Here is a 16449-nt window from a genome sequence, read left to right as displayed (position 1 = left end):
AATGGCGCTGAGGGTATTTTGCGTGTGCTGACTTGTATCAAAAACAAAGAGCTGGAATACTGGCTTAGCAGTGAGTTTGCAGGTGGGCAGCTCGATATTGGTGATCAGGAAGAATTGAAAGGTGCAGTTCGTGCCAGCCTAAGAAAGACGCATGAAGCTCATCTGGGCATTCATCACGGCGCCATTGAAAGCTTAACAGCAGGACATAGCTATTTGGATGATTTCGGCAGAAAAATAAATCAAATAAATATTTAAGAAATTAAGGTCAGACTAATGGTTAATAGCCTACCGCAAAAATATTGACACTTACGATGATGACTATCCCTTTTTCTATATAAGAGTAGACATGATATAATTAAATAGAGTTTTATTTTATATAAAAAGGGGGCTTCCACATGCTGTATCCGTATGCTGAATTTCCAGGTGAGCTTTCAATTACTTATTCACAAGTGATAAAAGATTCTGAGATGAAAAATGGAGAAAAAATTTTCGTTCATTTTGAGAAACCAACTGATTTTGGATTCAAAGAAGCAAGGTATATTCTTCCTGGGTTTAAAGAAGTTTATAATTATGACTTCACGCCTTCGGAAACAAAGAAAAATCTTGATATCTTGAAAAGAAATGCGCCATTAATTATTGAATGTGCTAAAGAGAAAAAAACTAGTGCCTAATTACTTTAGATTTAAAAATTTCGTGCTGTATTTTTATGCTGGGGATGGTATTGAGCCGATTCACGTGCATATTACAGAAGGCAGACCCTCTAAAGCTTCAGTAAAATTATGGCTTTTAGAAGATGGAACATGTAAATTAGCCTACAATCGTACAGATATTTCTGATAAAGAATTAAAAAAGCTAGAAAAATTTATCGAACTAAACATTTATCGAACTAAACTTTGATGTTTTTTGCTCTAAATGGAAAAGTTTCTTCAATTTATCAAAAATTGAATTTCATAGCTAAAGTATTAAAGGATGGTTAGATAGTCACTAAATTTTTGAGCTTGCCTATTGATAGTTCTAAGATCAATAGGCTTTTTTCTTGCATTTTTATTCGTTATAAAGACGAGGTAAATTATTGGATTACCTTTCAAATGGTGAGGATCTTTGATTAGATAAAATTGCTTCGCAGGATAAAAAATTAAAAGGATTGAAGGATATTCAATTAGGAATGTATTTTCCTGATGGGTATCCTTTTTTGGATGTTAAGTACATGATGGTAGCATGATATAATTAAAGGGAAAAATGCTAGGATTCATTTTATTCTGACTAAACTGAATAAAAATGAGCTTCTAAGAATTTAGAAATGTTGATAGATCAAGGATCTTTTAGTGTGTTCTCCACGTATGTGGAGGTGATCCCCGACATACTTGTAATTGGTAGTGTCAATATCAGTGTTCTCCACGTATGTGGAGGTGATCCTCTTCAAGGCTTGGGCCTTTTAGATCCCATTCGGTGTTCTCCACGTATGTGGAGGTGATCCTAGCTATTTAATTTTTCCTACCACTGCCCACCCGTGTTCTCCACGTATGTGGAGGTGATCCTATCAGTCTTCCAATATTTGTAAGATGGAATCTTATCTTCTTTAATTTGTCCACCGAACATCATAGCCATTCCTAAATTAAATTTTTTAGCACCGGTTGCCCAAGCAAGTTTAAGTCCTGAGCCACCGCTTTTACCAGAGTTCATTGGTACAATTCGATTAGAATTAGAGTTGAAATATTTAGTTAGCATCTCACGGTTATTTAAATATCCACCAGTTGCCAGGATAACTGCTTTAGTTGCGATATTCTTCGCCTTTTTAGTTTCAAAATCTTGAATAGTTATACCGGTGATCTTGTCAGAGCTATCTTGATTAAGTTTAGTTACCGTAGCTGAAGTTATATATTCAACATTGTGTTTTTTAGCGTAAGGCTCAAGTGCATCGTGAATTGCATGACGACCTAAACCATTAAACATATGCCAGGTATTAAGTCCTGAACCTAAGGTAGCGACACCCTTGAATTTGACACCTAGATTTTTAAGCCAGGACACATTTTCGGCTGATTGCTTAATATAATCTTTCCAAATTAAGGTATCAGCTTCATAATGAGAGAATTCTTGCTCATCATGGAGTATTTCATTACCAGTTATATTAATACCTTGCTTCTTTTGCATATCAGTTCCAACAGCAAACACGCCTTCAACATAGTTGCCTGAACCACCAGTCGTACGTCCTTTTTCGACAACTAGGGCTTTTAAATTCTTTGAAGCTGCTTCAGCTGCAGCTGACTGACCAGCTAATCCAGCACCGACAATTACTACATCATATTGATTTTATTTAGGTAGCATTATTTTAGCCCTCTGATTATTATTAATTAGTTATTATCATTAAGAATTTTGTAATTGTTTACATGTATAATATATTGAGTATGTTGTAGCAAGTAAAATAGTTTTTTGAGAAGAAAGTTATTGTAGATTAGTAATAATATGATGGAAAATAAACTTATTTATAAAATTTTAACAGCAGTTTCTACCAATAATACGATTAGTAATGTAGCTAATGGACTGTATTTGAGTCAGCCATATGTTAGTCAGATTATAAGTAAAACAGAGAAGAAATATGAAACTAAATTGGTGAATCGAAATGAAAAGCCAATTTCTTTAACGGCAGCAGGTATTAAATTGTTGCAGGATTTAGATGATGAAATCAAATTGCATGAGAAAACCAAACGAGATTTATCTTTTTTTGCTTCTAAAAATGGCAGAGTCATTTGCGTAGCAATTACCCCGATTTGGATTTCAAATTTAACTGCTAAGGTAATCCATGATTTACAAGCTATGTTTCCAGAAGTACAATTTCAGATTGAGCGTTTTTTTACAGCGGAGAATGCACCAGCATTACTTCAGAGCAACAAGATTGATATCTTTTGGGGTGCATTTTTGCATCAAGATCAAATTACATCCCAGTACTTATATCGGTCAAAAGCTTATGTGATTATTCCGTTTAATCATCCTTTGTATGATCAATCCCAAAAATATCTTGCCTATACTCCGGAACTATTTGCTAAATTGAATAAAAGTAACTATGTAGCATTGACGGACAATTCTTTATATCAAACTATAGTTGATCATGTATTTGAAGATGATGGATTAAAGGTCAAGAAGATAATTAGAACCAATGACTTTATTGGCGCCGGATTATTAGCAATTGAAGGTATGGGAATTACTATTACATTAGGTGATATTTTGCTTTATTTAGGAAATAAGCATAATTATAATTTGATGGAATTACCAGAGAGTCTTATTAATTTAGACGTGGGGATAAGTATTAATGCTACTTCCCCTGATTTGGTTAAAAAGGTAGCTGAAAAGTTGCAGCTGATTATACAGAAGAGTGTTGGGTAAAAAAATGAATTTTATAAATTGTTTTGTCGTTAAATAAAAGTGAAATATATATTGCTTAACAATAATATGAGTCATGTGGTGATAAATTAATGTAAAATGTGAATTTTATTTTTAATTAGTATGTTTTGCTATTAAATTAGTTTTTAGGCGAATTCTTTTAGTATCTTTTGAATAAACTTAGGCAATATTAAAACAAATTGCTCAATTATTTTGACAATCTTTTCTGTGAATTCAACTTCTACTTTTTTCAGTTATTTACGTAAATACTTTTGATCTTTTTCTGGGACTATATTAGAAGTAAAGCGTTCAATTTTCATATGTAAATCATATTTATCACGCAATTTAGCTAGGTCTGCCATCATTGAAGTTTGGTGATGGTGATCAATTGATTTTTGATCTTTCCAGGAATCAATAGAATTGTGTCGGGATCACTTAATGGTTGAAAATAATCATAGCGCAAATTGCCAGCTTCTTGACGAATTTGATCAGCCAGACCACTTTCTTTTATTTCTTTAGCAAATTTTTGTGCACTACCATTTTTACCAGTATAGTAAAGATTGACTGTTAGACTCATAATTTATGTCCTCCTTTTTCAATTTCAGTTTGGTATTGAACTTTATAGGTATTAAATATTTATTTTTTGTAAGCTACTATTCATAAAATGAATGGATGGCTTTTCTTAATATATCAAAATCTATTATTTAGTATAAAACACCGCTGTATCATCTTCTATCGAATACAGTGGTGTTTAAATTTAATTCTAAATTAATTTTGCACCTAATGAATTTCTAAAATGGTCAAAAGCCCACTCATTGCCATACTTAGTAAAAGTAGCCACACCTTTTTTAGGAATAGTAATTTTGTAATTCAAATTATAAGCCGCAATTGCTGTATGGAGAACGCAGATGTCAGTGCAGACACCAGTAAGCCAGAGATCATCAATCTTACGCTCACGTAAATAATTATCTAAATTAGTATTTTGGAAAGAAGAATAGCGATTTTTGTTAAACTGGTAAACGCGATTACTATCCTTATGTTCCTGGAACCAAGTTTTGAGTTTACCGTACAGTTCTTGACCTGGTGTCCCCACAATGTTGTGTGGCGGAAAAAGTTTATATTCAGGACTGAATTTGTCACCAGTATGCCCATCAGTCGGAAAGATTACATAATCTCCATTGTCAAAAAAATCATTTGCTAAAGAAAGTAAATAGTCTTCTATTGCTTGAGCTGGCTTGCCACAGGTCAAGGAACCATCATCGGCTACAAAGTCATTGGTGTAATCAATTATTAGTAATGCTTTAGTCATCTTGTTCACCTCATGAAATATGTTAGTTGTTTTAATTATATTCCGAATAAAAATATTGTCTATTAAAGTACTAATTAGTTTATTGCGATTGGCTTCTGAATAGTTTCCGTATAACGTGCTAGCCCGTGGATTTATTGTAAGTAAGTCATCATTAAAAAACATATGTTGCCACAGATCATCAGTTCGGGTATAATGTAAATAACTCGCAAATACGAACATATATTTATCGTAATCCATAAGGTAATTATCGGAGGTAGATTATAATGGCACAAATTAAACCTGTTTCAGAGTTGAAAAACTATCAAACTGTTTTGGATAAGGTCAAAAAGGGCAAGCCGACTTTTCTTAACCAAGATGGTCAGCTTAAGTATGCTTTAGTTGATATTAACGAATATGATGAATTTATTACTGCGTTGGATCTTCTAAAAAGGTTAAAAAATGCAGCGGCATTGGAGCATTACGATTTCGATGCAATTAAAAAGGATTTGTTTGAGTAAGTGATGTTGGAGATTGATAAACTTAGGTAGTTCTTTTTTACCATTAGTATTCGTGTTCTGTCATCATTCTGCAAAATCTGAAGACTATAATGACGAATGGGATAGTAGAAAGGATCACATATTGAGGAAAAAGAACTTATCAATCACCCTAATTATTGGAGCATTGGCATTAGCTACACCACTAACAGTAAATACTAATTCGCAAATAGTTTTAGCGCAGAAGAGAAATGGCAACGCTAAAAAGACTAAGTTAAGTGATGGTCAAATCATTAAGAATCTGGGAGTTAGGCAGTTGCTAATCCAGAAAATGACCAGCTAACTCAAAAATATGCCGAGATAGTTAGAGGGCAAAAATATACTTGGGAAAACCTATACTTGAAGGTCAATCCTTACAAGAACTCGCCATTAACGGCTTTGATGATTTTCCACACTAATCAACCAACTAAGATTAGCTATCAAGTGCAAGGAATTAGTGATCACACAACTATTTCTAATAAAGTCGATGGTTACCAGACTGAGCATCAAGTTCCAATTGTCGGCTTGCATGCTGGCTTTGAAAATACGGTAACGCTAACGATGACCGATGAAGCAGGCAATACTCAAACTAAGACCGTTAAAATTAAAACAAGTAAATTGCCGAAATGGATTAGAACTACGCCATTAAATGTTACCAAAAATGATAAGAGTAAAATGCAAATTGGTTCAAATGAATTACGGTTTTAAATCGGACCACCAAGCAAACCTATGTCGTTGATGCCGACGGACAAGTGCGTTGGTACTACCTACGCTGGAATGAACACGTTTTTGAACAATTGCACAATGGTCACTTGTTAATGTATGGCAAGATCAAGAGCGGTGATGGAAAGTATAATTTGCTCGTAGAGACTGACTATTTAGGTTGAGTTTATCATCAAATCAGCTTGGATAAAACGCTTGGTGGTAGCCTAGCAGGTACGCAAGGCGTCTCAATCGTGCACCATGACGTGGCGGAAATGCCAAATGGCCATTGGTTGATTACAGTGGATGATGGTAGTAAATATGTCGAAGATACCATTGCTGAATTGGATCCGAAGGCTTGCAAGATTGTCAAAGTAATTGACTTTAAGAAAATTTTTCCATCTTCGATGTATACTAAGAGCCATTTGAAGGCAATTGACAAAGCAAGTGCTGGGCTAGGTTTAATTGACTGGATGCACCTTAACACTATTGATTATGATGCTAAGACTGACAATGTTATCTTGTCTTCACGTAATCAAGATATGGTGTGGTCGATGAATTATAGAACTAACAAGCTGAATTGGATTTTTACTAGTAAGCCAGCCAGCAAGTGGCCTAAGTCTTACCGAAAATATTTGTTAAAACCAACTAAGGGTACCAAATATACTGGTGGTCAACACGGTGTGTACAAACTGAGTCAAAGTGGCGATGTCTTAAAGATCATGCTTTATGACAATAACGTAGCCGTGACTAACGGTGATAAGAAGCAGAGCAAGCCAGGGTGCTGAATACGAGATTAATACTAAAACCAAGTCAATTAAGCAAGTTTGGTCATATGGTAAGCAATTAGGAAAAGCCAACTTCACCAATGTCATTGGCTATTCTCAGAGATTAGCCAATGGCAATACTTTGATTGACTTTGGTTACAAGGACAATGGTAACCAAAGCAATATCATTGAAGTTGATCCTTTAGGTCAGCAGGTTTTCAATCTGACAACTTATAATTCAGCCAAGAATAAGACTTACGTTTACCGAGCATATCGGATGAAGTTCTATCCTGATAACTATGTCTTTGATGCGTTGAAGTAAGGTAGAATGTTATTTTAAAAATTAAATTTATTTAAGAAAACTATTGACATAAAATTAAATCTTGCTATTATTATTTCCAACAAGAAAAAATATTTTAGCTTTGATAAGGAAAGTAACATAAAGTAAGATTTTCAGAGAGTCTTTGGTTGGTGCAAGAAGATAATTAAGCTTTACGCGAAAATCACCTTTGAGCAGAAAACACGATATTAGTGTTTTCAGGGTCCGCCCTTTACAGCGGCGACGTATTGCTAATCAGTCTTGATTGGCCGCACGTGCATGAGGTCAATGATTAAGTCATTGACGAAGAATAGGTGGTACCGCGTATAGACGCCCTATTAGATCAAGTAGATCTGGTAGGGCGTTTTTTGTTTATCCAAGCTAAAGAGATAAATGGAGGAGAAAGTTATGAATAAATGGTTAAAAGTTTTAGCAGGTGGATTAGTAATGACAAGTGCTGCGACAGTGTTAGCAGCTTGCTCTAATAGTAAAGCCGATTCTAAAGGGTTGGAAAAATCTTTAACTTGGATGACAACATCGGAAATTCAAACACTTGATCAAAACAAAATGGTTGATACTTCTAGTAGTGAGCAAGCAACTAATGTGTTTGAAGGACTAAATCGCGTGGGAAAAAACGGCAAAATCGAACCTGGTGTTGCTACCGTTTCTATTGCAAGCAAAGATGGATTAACTTGGACATTTAAGTTAAGAAATAATGCCAAGTGGAGCAATGGTAATCCAGTTACGGCTGATGATTTCGTTTATTCTTTAAGGCGAGTGATGGATCCTAAGACGCAATCGCAGCAACAAAATAATTATCAAGCAGTTAAAAATGCTCCGGAAGTAGTAGCTGGTAAGAAATCACCAACTTCATTGGGTGTAGAAGCTAAAGATAAGCATACTTTAGTTGTTCATTTAACCCATCCAGTACCGTATTTTAAAACATTAACTGCTTCAAGCTGGAATCCGGTTAATGAGCATACTGTTAAAAAATATGGCAAGAAATATGGTACTGCATCTAAGTACGTGGTTTATAATGGTCCTTTCGTAAGTACCGGTTGGACGGGTTCAAACTTAAGCTGGAAATTAAAGAAAAACAATTATTATTGGGATAAGAAAGATGTTAAATTGAACACTATTAATTACACAGTAGTGAAGACCCCAGCTACAGACTATACTTTGTATCAAGCTAGAAAATTAGACGGTGCTTTTCTTGATACTCAAGCATCTAAACAATTAAAACATCAAAACGGTTATAGAGTATTTAAGTCGGATAGGACAGAATATTTAACTTATAACGTTGCTAAGAATAGAGATATGGCTAATGTTAACTTAAGAAGAGCATTCTCAATGGTTCTAAACCGAAAAGAACTTGCATCAACTGTTGGCTGAGCTAATACGGTAGCTACAACTTTTACCGGGCCTCAAGAAACTGTTAATAGTATGAACTTTAATAAATATTTTGATAGCCAAGGTGCTACTAGTAAATACACAGATTTTAATAAAAAAGAGGGCCGAGTTTTATTCAACAAAGCTTTGAAAGAACTAGGTAAGTCTAAAGTTGAATTTACTCTAGGTGGAGATGATGATGACCTTTCCAAGAAGGTTATGGAATATGTTCAGAGTCAACTTGAGAGTACTTTTGGTAAAAAAGTTGAAGTTCATGTTCAATCAATGCCTAAGACCACTAGAGTAAGCAATATGCTTAATGGAAAGTACGATGTTGATTTTACTGGGTTAACTACTAATTATAACGATCCTTACTCAATGTTGAGCGTAATGATGAGTGGTGAAAATTATAACTTTGGTAAATGGTCTAATAAGCAATATGACCAATATCTAACCCTTTCAAGCAAAGAGATGAATGTAAAAAAGCGTTTATCTGATTTAGTTAAAGCAGAGCAGGTTTTAGATAATCAGCAACCATTAACACCACTTTATCATGATGGTCAAGCCTGGATGGTTAGAGGAAATGTTCATAATCTAGTCTTTAACAGTAATTTTGATTTTAGAAATACATTTGTTACAAAGTAGGAGGAAGATAATATGACTAAGACAGTTTTTGTAAATTGTAATTTATTTGTTGGTAATAGTGAGGAATTGTTAGAGAACGCATGGTTTGTAGTTGATAATGAGACAGGCAAGTTGACTGCAAAGGGTACAGGAAAAGTTACTATTACTGCTGAGCAGACAGTTGACCTAAATGGCCAATATGTAATGTCTGGATTAATTAATGCACATACTCATGTAGGATTGGTAAATGCAGCTAAAGATCATTATCCAGAAACTGAAACTTTGGTGACTTATAAGGCGTTGAAAGATTTGAAAAGTGGGTTAAAAGGAGGAGTAACATATATCATAAGTTGCGGAGTTCCCTTTGATGTAGACGTAAAACTCAAAAATATGAGAGATGCTTATCCTTTCGAAGGACCTGGAATGAGACCAGCAGGGATGCCAATCTCTATTTTAGGCGGTCACGCTGATCAACCATTAGGTGAAAACCATGAATTAAATGCGGCTCACTTAGTTAATTCTCCGGACGATGTTCGTAAAGCTGTACGTGAGCAATTCAAAAAAGGTGCTGAAAACGTCAAGTTAATGGCTACAGGGGGGATTATGTCTCAAGGTGATCAAATCGATGATACTGAATTGTCACTAGAAGAGATGAAAATGGCTGTAGAAGAAGCCCACTCTAAACACATGACAGTATGTGCTCACGCAGAAGGACGATTAGGAATCCATTATGCGGTGGTGGCAGGTGTAGATTCAGTAGAACATGGCTTTTATGTAAGTGATGAAGATATTGAATTAATGAAAAAACAAGGTACATTTTTGTCACCAACATTGATTGCTGGACACCAACTTGCAGTTTACGGTAAAGGAAAGATGACAGACTTTTCATATCAAAAGATGTGCGAACATGTTGATGCCTTCTATGCGCACGTTGGAAAGGCCATTAAATCAGGAGTAAAGCTTGCTCTTGGAACAGATGCTGGTACATTTATGAACCCACTTAAAAATACTGCTAAAGAATTAACAGAACTTGTTCGAGCAGGCGCAAGTAACTATCAAGCTTTACATGCAGCAGGATTGGGCTCAGCAGAATTATTGAAAATTGATAATGAATATGGTTCTTTAGAAGAAGGGAAGTATGCAGACTTCTTAGTATTAAAAGCAAATCCACTTGAAAATGTTTCGGCAGTAGAGCAGGATGATAAGCAAGTTTATCAACACGGAGTGAGAAAGTTTTAAAATATTTTTATATGATATTGTAATTAAAAGCATCCTTATGAGTTTTTTCATTCAGGGATGTTTTTTTAGTAAATTATAAAGCTAACTAGATTGTTATCTGCTATCGGGTATTTAAAAAATCATGGGTGATATTCTCACCATAATAATACAAAGTATTAAATTATTGATTAATATAATAAGCTAAAATATAATAAATTTAATTACTGTATTAATAGAAATGGGAGATAACTTAAATGAATCCAGATCTACTTGCTGCCATTATTATTGAAGGGCAAAAGAATATCAGAAATATTAGTATCATACCTAGAGACTATCATTTTGAGGATAGTTTGAACTATGTTTTAGTTGGTTTGCGTCGATCTGGTAAATCAACTTTGCTATTTAAACGTGCCCAAGATCTGGTAAACAAGCAAAACGTAGATTGGTCTCAAATTGTTTATTTGAATTTTGAAGATGAACGTCTTGATGGTTTTCAATTGAGTGATTGTAATAATATTTTGATTGCAGCTAATCAATTAACGACGAAGAAACATTATTTTTTGTTTGATGAAATTCAAAATATTGAAGGCTGGGAAAAATTTGCTCGTCGTTTGGCAGATCAAGGTGAGAGTGTATATTTGACTGGGAGTAATTCCAAAGTTTTAGGTCACGATATTGTTTTGAGATTGGGTGGCAGGTATATGGCTAAATATATTGCACCGTTTAATTTCTCTGAATATTTAACCGCTAAAAATATTTCTCATGACAAGCTAGCTCTTTTGGATACAGTCAATAATGGTCAAATTCGTGCAGTCGCAAATGAGTACCTGCGCTATGGCGGACTGCCAGAGTCTATTTTGTTATCAGACAAGCGAAACTATTTGACTAATATTTATCAAAATGTATTTTTGGCTGACATAATCGTGCGTAATAAGATTCGTAATGAGAAAACCATCTCACTACTGATCAGAAAAATTGCTGATACTGTGATGCATATAGTTTCGTATGCAAACTTGTACAAAAATGTGAAATCAGTGATTAATACAGTCAGTCGTAATGCGATTATTGATTATATAGATTATGCTAAGGAAGCGTATTTAATTTTTTCGACCAAAAATTATTTTGCAAAATTCAATGAGCGTGAAAGCAGTCCTAAATACTATTTTACAGATAATGGTATTTTGAATTTATTTTATATTGATAAGTTGCCAGCGTTACTGGAGAATATAGTGGCAATTAAACTACATAACAAATATCAAAAAAAACTATTTTATCTAAAGTCTAAAAAGACTGGAGTTGACATTGATTTCTATGTACCGGCTAGCAAAACTGCTATTCAAGTTGCATGGGAAGTAAATGACACCTCGAAAGAGCGTGAAATAGGAAATTTACTCAAATTAGCTGACAATTTTACTGAAGTGGAAAATCTCGTGATTGTCACCCATGGTGAGGAAGAAACAATTGAAAAAGAGGGCAAGACGATTCAATTAGTACCACTGTATAAATTTTTGCTGGAATAATTGGTTCAGATTGCAAGTTGTAAAATTGAGTTAGTAAAGAAGGTTGAGATAAGATGGATGACAATTTAAGCTTAGCAAATTTCATAGTTTCCTTTGGTAGCATGAATGGCTATAGTAGTACCGTTCTACAAACTAAGCTTGCGTTAGATTTTCACAATTTATCCCAGCTTAAAAATCAGCATCATGATGGTGAATTACTAAAGGACGCATTAGACGGAATAACAGTTGCTCAAAAAATGGGCTTTTCTACGAAAAGTATTATTGAAATTAATAAGACTTTCGTTCATAACCAAAATGAAGATCCCAATATTCCAGGTCACTTAAGAAAAGCTAGCTCTAATCCTGATGATGCAGTTATAGTTGTAACAGATCCTAATGATACAACAGACGGAGCATATTATGCACCTGAAAATGTTTGTCCGCAGGATTTAGATGATATAGTAAATGAATTCAAGTCATCTGAGCAATCTGTTAAAGATGCTTGGAGAGTATTTGCTGAACTGTCTAAATTGCAACCTTTTCAAGATGGGAATAAAAGGACGGCTTTAATTGCTGCCAATACGGCTCTTAATACTTGGGGTTCGAAAGATTATCTGATTTTGCCTTTTGATAATATTGAACATGCAGCATTCATGGTTAACTTAATGCGCTTCTATCGAGCTACTACGAAAGAGCAGGAAAATATAGCATTAGATCGCATCATAGATACTTTGCCAACCTCTAAAGAAATTCAGTATTATTTGAGTAATTCAATAGAACAAAAGGATGAGGGTATTAATAAGCTGAAAAATAAACGAGTAAAATCGTTTTTTAAGAAGAATTTGGATTAGTAAGATCTTTAACTATCAAAATTAGAACTATAAAATACATCCTAGAGTTTTTACTAGGTTAATAACATTATGAATTAGAAGCATCCCAATAATTTTTTCTCATTTAGGGATGCTTCTTTTTTAAACAGATTAATATTTGGTCACAAATAGTTTTTTACTAGAAACTTTCTATGCTTTAATTGGTTTCTTTGCTCTTATTGAATCATCATGCATTGCGTTGACATTGTCAAATATTTTGTGTAAATAGATCTTTCTGCTTGCCTTTTCATAAAGTCATTGCGATATTTTTAATTAAGTGTTGCAATGACTTTTATTTATATAGTTCGTATTCTATCTATTTACTTTTACTAAAATACCCAGTATTCTATAAATACAAGTAAAAAATAGGAATAATTATCATAAATATGATAATTATTGTTAATATTAATAAAGGAGAAAATCATGCCGACAGACATTGAAATTGCTGATGCTGCCAAAATGCAACCTATTACTGAAATCGCTGCTAAACTTGCCTTAAAAAAAGATGATTTTGAACAATATGGTAAGTATAAGGCTAAGATTAATTTCCCTGTTAAAGAAATTTCAGGTAAAAAACATAAATTGATTTTAGTAACAGGAATTAATCCAACTCCGGCTGGAGAAGGAAAGTCCACGGTTCTAGTTGGCTTAGGGGATGCGATGAATCAATTAGGCCATCAAACTACAATTGCTATGCGTGAGCCATCGATGGGACCTGTTTTTGGAATTAAAGGCGGTGCAACTGGTGGCGGTTATAGTCAGATTATCCCAATGGAGGACATAAACCTTCATTTTACTGGCGACTTACACGCTTTGACCTCTGCCAACAATACTTTGGCTGCGCTAATTGACAATTACATTATGCGCGATAATAAGTTGGGACTTGATCCTCGTAGGATTATTTGGCGTAGGGTTGAAGATGTGAATGATCGTGCTTTAAGGACTGTTGTTACAGGATTAGGTGGTTTGAGCCAAGGAGTTCCTAGAGAGACCGGCTTTGATATTACTGCAGCTTCAGAAATGATGGCAATTCTTTGTTTATCTGAAAGTCTTCATGATTTGAAGCGAAGAATTGGGCGAATTGTTGTCGGCTATTCTTATGAGAAAAAGCCAGTTACTGTTAATGAATTAGGTTTTACCGGTGCTATTACGCTTTTATTGAAAGATGCCATTAAACCTAATTTAGTCCAATCTCTTGGGCATACCCCGGCGATTATTCATGGTGGGCCATTTGCTAATATTGCTCATGGTTGTAACTCTGTTTTAGCAACACAAATTGCAATGGCTAGATCAGATTATACCGTTACTGAATCAGGTTTTGGCGCAGATCTTGGTGCAGAAAAATTTTTAGATATTAAATGCAGGGTGCTAAAGAAAATACCCGATGCAGCGGTCATTGTAGCAACGGCAAGAGCTTTGAAATATAACGGTGGCGTAGATAAAAAAGATCTAACTAAAGAAAACATTTCTGCTTTGAAGAAAGGGATGGCGAATTTAGCTCGCCATGTTCACAACATCCAAAAGTATGGCATTCCAGTTGTTGTGGCAATTAATCATTTTGATTCTGATACTGAAGCCGAAATTCAAACTATTAAAGATGCTTGTCAAGAAATGGATATAAAGGGCATTAGAGTTGATGCTTGGGCTAAGGGCGGCAACGGCACACAAGATTTAGCTAAAGAAGTTATTGCCTTAACTAAAAAAACGTATGATTTTATTCCCTTATATGATGAAAATGATTCAATAGAAGAAAAAATTACTACTATAGCTACCAAAATTTATGGTGCTAAACGTGTTGTTTTTTCTAAAAAAGCAAGAAAGCAAATGAAACAATTTGCTAAATTTGGCTGGGAAAAATTACCAGTATGTATCGCTAAAACCCAATATTCATTTACAGACGACCAAACTAAGTTAGGTGCTCCAACGGATTTTGATTTTCATATTCGTGATTTAGTTCCAAAACTTGGAGCAGGCTTTATCGTTGCTTTATCCGGTACCATTATGACCATGCCAGGGTTGGCTAAGCATCCTGCAGCAGAAAATATGGATATTGATGATAATGGCCAAATTAGTGGCTTATTTTAAGGAGTAAAAAATGACCGTCAAGATTGCAGTAATTATGGGAAGTAAGTCTGATTGGCCAACGATGAAACATGCGTGTGATTTGCTTGATCAATTTAATGTTGGTTATGAAAAACATGTGATTTCTGCTCATCGAATGCCAACAGAAATGTATGATTTTGCTCAAAAAGCAGAAGAACGCGGAATTAGGGTTATTATTGCTGGTGCTGGGATGGCCGCACATTTACCTGGGATGACAGCCGCAAATACAGTTTTACCAGTGATTGGTGTACCGGGACAAACTAAAGCCTTAGGTGGTATGGATTCACTATTGTCCATTGTACAAATGCCAACGGGCATTCCTGTGGCAACGACGGCAATAGGAAATGCTGGTGCAAGCAATGCAGCTTTACTTGCATTAGAAATTTTAGGCACGAATGATGAAAAATTACGTGGTCGCCTGAAGAATTATCGTCAAAAATTACATGATTTAGCAAAAGAAAGCAGTGGCGAACTTGAGTAGAACGGACTTTATTGGACAAGGAAAAACAATTGGTATTATCGGCGGTGGTCAATTAGGGCAAATGATGGCTATTTCAGCTAAATACTCAGGCATGAAGGTAATTACATTAGATCCCACACCTAATTGCCCTTGTGGTCAAGTAGCTGATGATCAGATTGTAGCTAATTATTCTGATACTTCCGCAATTGAGGAGCTAGCAGAACGCAGTGATGTATTAACCTATGAATTTGAAAATGTTGATTTAAAAGCTCTAGAAGATGTTAAAGATAAAGTTGCTATTCCTCAAGGAACTAAGCTGCTTTATATTACTAAGCATCGAATTAGAGAAAAGAACTTTTTGCGTTCTGCTGGCTGTCAAACTGCGCCATATATTCCGGTTAAAAATAAGTCAGATTTACAAGCAGCTGTAAAGACAATAGGTTACAACTGTGTTCTTAAAACTTGTGAAGGCGGCTATGATGGCCATGGTCAAGAAGTTTTGCATTCAGATGCTGATCTGACCAATGACCACATTAAACAAATTCTGTCAACAGGTGACTGTATTTTAGAAGGCTGGGTGCCGTTTAAGGTTGAAGCTTCTGTGATGGTTGCTCGTAATGCAATGGGGGAAGTATCGGTCTTTCCTGTTAGTGAAAATTATAATAAAGATGAAATTTTACATATGAGTATCGTACCAGCAAGAATTTCACCTGATGTATATCAAAAAGCACAAAAAATCGCTGTGCAGATTGCTGAAGCGATTGATTTGCGAGGTATTTTGGGCGTAGAGATGTTCGTACTGAATAATGGTGAAATTTATATTAATGAATTAGCACCGCGACCTCATAATTCAGGACACTATTCGATTGAAGCATGCAATTTCAGTCAATTTGATTTACATGATCGTGCTATTTGTAATTGGCCTTTGCCAAAAATCAAACTCATGTCTAAAGTTGTGATGGTAAACGTCTTAGGGCAGCATGTTGCTGGGATTCATAAAATTATTGCGGAAAAGCGTGGCTGGCATTTCCATGATTATGGTAAAGCTGAAATACGTCATAATCGAAAAATGGGTCATGTAACAATTTTAACTGATAATATTGCTAAAACGATTAGCGATATTAATGCAACGCACATTTGGGATAGATGATAAAAGAGCAGACAATCAGTCTGCTCTTTTTAGTATTGTTCGTCTTTCACTGGCTAAAAGCTAGTAATTTTGAAGTATTTTTTAAGAATATGTTGACATTACTGAACATTGCTTGCTATAATTATACTCAATCAGTGAACAAATATTACT

The 16449-nt window shown here is 34.9% G+C and carries 15 protein-coding genes, 4 pseudogenes and 1 other annotated feature; of the genes and pseudogenes, 16 read left to right on the top strand and 3 right to left on the bottom strand.

Translation table 11 applies throughout. The features are described 5' to 3' along the window. From BLP58_RS06600 to BLP58_RS06590, 3 genes and pseudogenes are all read left to right on the top strand, one after another. Positions 1 to 255: pseudogene (locus BLP58_RS06600) on the top strand (ISLre2 family transposase); the annotation flags it as partial. Positions 256 to 395: 140 nt separating this feature from the next. Beyond that, a complete protein-coding gene (locus BLP58_RS06595) occupies positions 396 to 671 on the top strand; it encodes a hypothetical protein (RefSeq protein WP_013854977.1) in 276 nt (91 codons plus the stop codon). Next, positions 664 to 897, top strand: a complete 234-nt coding sequence (locus BLP58_RS06590) for a DUF4160 domain-containing protein (RefSeq protein WP_013854978.1) — start codon at positions 664 to 666, stop codon at positions 895 to 897. Before BLP58_RS06595 ends, BLP58_RS06590 begins: the two co-directional genes overlap by 8 nt. A 597-nt stretch (positions 898 to 1494) precedes the next feature. Here the strand turns inward: BLP58_RS06590 and BLP58_RS12650 are convergent. Then, a complete protein-coding gene (locus BLP58_RS12650; RefSeq protein WP_409233858.1) occupies positions 1495 to 2292 on the bottom strand; it encodes an FAD-binding protein in 798 nt (265 codons plus the stop codon). Positions 2293 to 2463: 171 nt separating this feature from the next. On the opposite strand from BLP58_RS12650, the gene BLP58_RS06580 reads away from it, so the two are divergent. Then, positions 2464 to 3381 (top strand): LysR substrate-binding domain-containing protein, encoded by a 918-nt coding sequence (locus BLP58_RS06580; RefSeq protein WP_013854980.1) that lies wholly within the window; start codon positions 2464 to 2466, stop codon positions 3379 to 3381. A 251-nt stretch (positions 3382 to 3632) separates the two neighbouring features. Here the strand turns inward: BLP58_RS06580 and BLP58_RS06575 are convergent. Next, positions 3633 to 3955 (bottom strand): annotated as a pseudogene (locus BLP58_RS06575) (putative quinol monooxygenase). A 186-nt stretch (positions 3956 to 4141) separates the two neighbouring features. Then, a complete protein-coding gene (locus tag BLP58_RS06570) occupies positions 4142 to 4687 on the bottom strand; it encodes a cysteine hydrolase family protein (protein WP_013854982.1) in 546 nt (181 codons plus the stop codon). Between the two features lie 263 nt (positions 4688 to 4950). On the opposite strand from BLP58_RS06570, the gene BLP58_RS06565 reads away from it, so the two are divergent. The 12 genes and pseudogenes from BLP58_RS06565 to purK all read left to right on the top strand — a co-directional run bounded on the left by BLP58_RS06565 (position 4951) and on the right by purK (position 16299). Beyond that, a complete protein-coding gene (locus tag BLP58_RS06565) occupies positions 4951 to 5184 on the top strand; it encodes a prevent-host-death protein (protein WP_013854983.1) in 234 nt (77 codons plus the stop codon). A gap of 121 nt (positions 5185 to 5305) precedes the next feature. After that, the gene (locus BLP58_RS12380; RefSeq protein WP_013854984.1) at positions 5306 to 5503 is read left to right on the top strand and encodes a hypothetical protein; all 198 of its coding nucleotides are present in this window, start codon (positions 5306 to 5308) and stop codon (positions 5501 to 5503) included. A 56-nt stretch (positions 5504 to 5559) separates the two neighbouring features. Beyond that, positions 5560 to 5907: an aryl-sulfate sulfotransferase N-terminal domain-containing protein gene (locus BLP58_RS12375; RefSeq protein WP_013854985.1), complete on the top strand. Its 348-nt coding sequence runs from the start codon at positions 5560 to 5562 to the stop codon at positions 5905 to 5907. Positions 5908 to 5951: 44 nt separating this feature from the next. After that, positions 5952 to 6689 (top strand): annotated as a pseudogene (locus tag BLP58_RS12370) (aryl-sulfate sulfotransferase). Beyond that, positions 6658 to 6990, top strand: a complete 333-nt coding sequence (locus BLP58_RS12365) for an aryl-sulfate sulfotransferase (RefSeq protein WP_256330662.1) — start codon at positions 6658 to 6660, stop codon at positions 6988 to 6990. Before BLP58_RS12370 ends, BLP58_RS12365 begins: the two are co-directional and overlap by 32 nt. Positions 6991 to 7081: 91 nt before the next feature. Next, positions 7082 to 7328, top strand: a binding site (T-box leader). 67 nt (positions 7329 to 7395) lie between these two features. Continuing rightward, positions 7396 to 9021 (top strand): annotated as a pseudogene (locus BLP58_RS06550) (peptide ABC transporter substrate-binding protein). 12 nt (positions 9022 to 9033) lie between these two features. After that, positions 9034 to 10239 carry a metal-dependent hydrolase family protein gene (locus BLP58_RS06545; protein WP_013854986.1) on the top strand — a complete coding sequence of 402 codons (1206 nt, stop codon included), beginning with the start codon at positions 9034 to 9036 and terminating at the stop codon, positions 10237 to 10239. Between the two features lie 233 nt (positions 10240 to 10472). Then, entirely contained in the window at positions 10473 to 11738 is a 1266-nt protein-coding gene (locus BLP58_RS06540; RefSeq protein WP_013854987.1) for an ATP-binding protein, read from the top strand. A 53-nt stretch (positions 11739 to 11791) separates the two neighbouring features. Next, on the top strand, positions 11792 to 12568 hold the full coding sequence (locus BLP58_RS06535; RefSeq protein WP_013854988.1) for a Fic family protein: 777 nt from the start codon (positions 11792 to 11794) through the stop codon (positions 12566 to 12568). 441 nt (positions 12569 to 13009) lie between these two features. Then, positions 13010 to 14671: a formate--tetrahydrofolate ligase gene (locus tag BLP58_RS06530; protein ID WP_013854989.1), complete on the top strand. Its 1662-nt coding sequence runs from the start codon at positions 13010 to 13012 to the stop codon at positions 14669 to 14671. A 10-nt stretch (positions 14672 to 14681) separates the two neighbouring features. After that, on the top strand, positions 14682 to 15170 hold the full coding sequence (gene purE / locus BLP58_RS06525) for a 5-(carboxyamino)imidazole ribonucleotide mutase (protein WP_003627031.1): 489 nt from the start codon (positions 14682 to 14684) through the stop codon (positions 15168 to 15170). Continuing rightward, a complete protein-coding gene (gene purK, locus BLP58_RS06520) occupies positions 15163 to 16299 on the top strand; it encodes a 5-(carboxyamino)imidazole ribonucleotide synthase (protein ID WP_013854990.1) in 1137 nt (378 codons plus the stop codon). Before purE ends, purK begins: the two co-directional genes overlap by 8 nt. The last annotated feature ends 150 nt before the right edge of the window (positions 16300 to 16449 follow it).

Origin of the sequence: Lactobacillus kefiranofaciens (assembly GCF_900103655.1) — a bacterium.
Classification (GTDB): Bacteria; Bacillota; Bacilli; order Lactobacillales; family Lactobacillaceae; genus Lactobacillus; species Lactobacillus kefiranofaciens.
Note: the sequence above shows the minus strand (reverse complement) of the source record. Positions and strands in the feature narration are given on the sequence as shown.